The 3,291-nt window shown below is 57.0% G+C and carries 1 rRNA gene; it reads left to right on the top strand.

Annotation, left to right across the window (positions count from 1 at the left end):
* The first annotated feature begins 147 nt into the window (after positions 1–147).
* Positions 148–3,270 (top strand): 23S ribosomal RNA (locus AMK26_RS35465).
* Positions 3,271–3,291: the final 21 nt, after the last annotated feature.

The following is a 3,291-nucleotide window of genomic DNA, read 5'->3' as shown; positions in this document are numbered from 1 at the left end:
GTGTCGGGCACGCTGTTGGGTGTCTGAAGGTACGGGCTACGGTCTTTATCTTCGCGATGCCGGCCCCAGTGAACTTGCTGCTTGTGCAGCAGGGTGGTGGGTGGCTGGTCGTTGCTTGAGAACTGCACAGTGGACGCGAGCATCTGTGGCCAAGTTTTTAAGGGCGCACGGTGGATGCCTTGGTACCAGGAACCGATGAAGGACGTGGGAGGCCACGATAGTCCCCGGGGAGCCGTCAACCAGGCTTTGATCCGGGGGTTTCCGAATGGGGAAACCCGGCAGTCGTCATGGGCTGTCACCCATGCCTGAACACATAGGGCATGTGGAGGGAACGAGGGGAAGTGAAACATCTCAGTACCCTCAGGAAGAGAAAACAACCGTGATTCCGGGAGTAGTGGCGAGCGAAACCGGATGAGGCCAAACCGTATGCGTGTGATACCCGGCAGGGGTTGCGCATGCGGGGTTGTGGGATCTCTTTGTCACGGTCTGCCGGCCGTGAGACGAGTCAGAAACCGTTGATGTAGGCGAAGGACATGCGAAAGGTCCGGCGTAGAGGGTAAGACCCCCGTAGCTGAAACATCAACGGCTCGTTTAAGAGACACCCAAGTAGCACGGGGCCCGAGAAATCCCGTGTGAATCTGGCGGGACCACCCGCTAAGCCTAAATATTCCCTGGTGACCGATAGCGGATAGTACCGTGAGGGAATGGTGAAAAGTACCGCGGGAGCGGAGTGAAATAGTACCTGAAACCGTGTGCCTACAAGCCGTGGGAGCGTCGCTGTATGTGCTTGCACATGCAGTCGTGACTGCGTGCCTTTTGAAGAATGAGCCTGCGAGTTTGCGGTGTGTTGCGAGGTTAACCCGTGTGGGGAAGCCGTAGCGAAAGCGAGTCCGAATAGGGCGACATAGTAGCGCGCTCAAGACCCGAAGCGGAGTGATCTAGCCATGGGCAGGTTGAAGCGGAGGTAAGACTTCGTGGAGGACCGAACCCACCAGGGTTGAAAACCTGGGGGATGACCTGTGGTTAGGGGTGAAAGGCCAATCAAACTCCGTGATAGCTGGTTCTCCCCGAAATGCATTTAGGTGCAGCGTCGTGTGTTTCTTGCCGGAGGTAGAGCACTGGATAGGCGATGGGCCCTACCGGGTTACTGACCTTAGCCAAACTCCGAATGCCGGTAAGTGAGAGCGCGGCAGTGAGACTGTGGGGGATAAGCTCCATGGTCGAGAGGGAAACAGCCCAGAGCATCGACTAAGGCCCCTAAGCGTACGCTAAGTGGGAAAGGATGTGGAGTCGCAGAGACAACCAGGAGGTTGGCTTAGAAGCAGCCACCCTTGAAAGAGTGCGTAATAGCTCACTGGTCAAGTGATTCCGCGCCGACAATGTAGCGGGGCTCAAGCGTACCGCCGAAGTCGTGTCATTTCAGCATGAGGGCCAACGCCCGCTGGGATGGGTAGGGGAGCGTCGTGTGCCGGGTGAAGCAGCCGCGGAAGCGAGTTGTGGACGGTTCACGAGTGAGAATGCAGGCATGAGTAGCGATACACACGTGAGAAACGTGTGCGCCGATTGACTAAGGGTTCCTGGGTCAAGCTGATCTGCCCAGGGTAAGTCGGGACCTAAGGCGAGGCCGACAGGCGTAGTCGATGGACAACCGGTTGATATTCCGGTACCCGCTTTGAAACGCCCAATACTGAATCCTCTGATGCTAAGGCCGTGAAGCCGCCCCGGAGCCTTCGGGCAATGGGGAGTGGTGGAGCCGCCGGTCCAAGGTGGTAGTAGGTAAGCGATGGGGTGACGCAGGAAGGTAGTCCAGCCCGGGCGGTGGTTGTCCCGGGGTAAGGGTGTAGGCCGTGTGATAGGCAAATCCGTCACACGTTAAGGCTGAGACCTGATGCCGAGCCGATTGTGGTGAAGTGGATGATCCTATGCTGTCGAGAAAAGCCTCTAGCGAGTTTCATGGCGGCCCGTACCCTAAACCGACTCAGGTGGTCAGGTAGAGAATACCGAGGCGTTCGGGTGAACTATGGTTAAGGAACTCGGCAAAATGCCCCCGTAACTTCGGGAGAAGGGGGGCCATCACTGGTGAGAGGACTTGCTCCTCGAGCTGGGGGTGGCCGCAGAGACCAGCGAGAAGCGACTGTTTACTAAAAACACAGGTCCGTGCGAAGCCGTAAGGCGATGTATACGGACTGACGCCTGCCCGGTGCTGGAACGTTAAGGGGACCGGTTAGCTCTGTTTCGACAGGGCGAAGCTGAGAACTTAAGCGCCAGTAAACGGCGGTGGTAACTATAACCATCCTAAGGTAGCGAAATTCCTTGTCGGGTAAGTTCCGACCTGCACGAATGGCGTAACGACTTCTCGACTGTCTCAACCATAGGCCCGGTGAAATTGCACTACGAGTAAAGATGCTCGTTTCGCGCAGCAGGACGGAAAGACCCCGGGACCTTTACTACAGTTTGATATTGGTGTTCGGTTCGGCTTGTGTAGGATAGGTGGGAGACTGTGAAGCTTGGACGCCAGTTCAGGTGGAGTCGTCGTTGAAATACCACTCTGGTCGTGCTGGATGTCTAACCTGGGTCCGTGATCCGGATCAGGGACAGTGTCTGATGGGTAGTTTAACTGGGGCGGTTGCCTCCTAAAGAGTAACGGAGGCGCCCAAAGGTTCCCTCAGCCTGGTTGGCAATCAGGTGTTGAGTGTAAGTGCACAAGGGAGCTTGACTGTGAGACCGACGGGTCGAGCAGGGACGAAAGTCGGGACTAGTGATCCGGCGGTGGCTTGTGGAAGCGCCGTCGCTCAACGGATAAAAGGTACCCCGGGGATAACAGGCTGATCTTCCCCAAGAGTCCATATCGACGGGATGGTTTGGCACCTCGATGTCGGCTCGTCGCATCCTGGGGCTGGAGTCGGTCCCAAGGGTTGGGCTGTTCGCCCATTAAAGCGGTACGCGAGCTGGGTTTAGAACGTCGTGAGACAGTTCGGTCCCTATCCGCTGTGCGCGTAGGAATATTGAGAAGGGCTGTCCCTAGTACGAGAGGACCGGGACGGACGAACCTCTGGTGTGCCAGTTGTTCTGCCAAGGGCATGGCTGGTTGGCTACGTTCGGGAGGGATAACCGCTGAAAGCATCTAAGCGGGAAGCCTGCTTCGAGATGAGTATTCCCACCTCCTTGAGAGGGTAAGGCTCCCAGTAGACGACTGGGTTGATAGGCCGGATATGGAAGCCCAGTAATGGGTGGAGTTGACCGGTACTAATAGGCCGAGGGCTTGTCCTCAGTTGCTCGCGTCCACTGTGT

It is taken from the genome of Streptomyces sp. CB03234, assembly GCF_001905885.1.
GTDB lineage: Bacteria > Actinomycetota > Actinomycetes > Streptomycetales > Streptomycetaceae > Streptomyces.
Note: the sequence above shows the minus strand (reverse complement) of the source record. Positions and strands in the feature narration are given on the sequence as shown.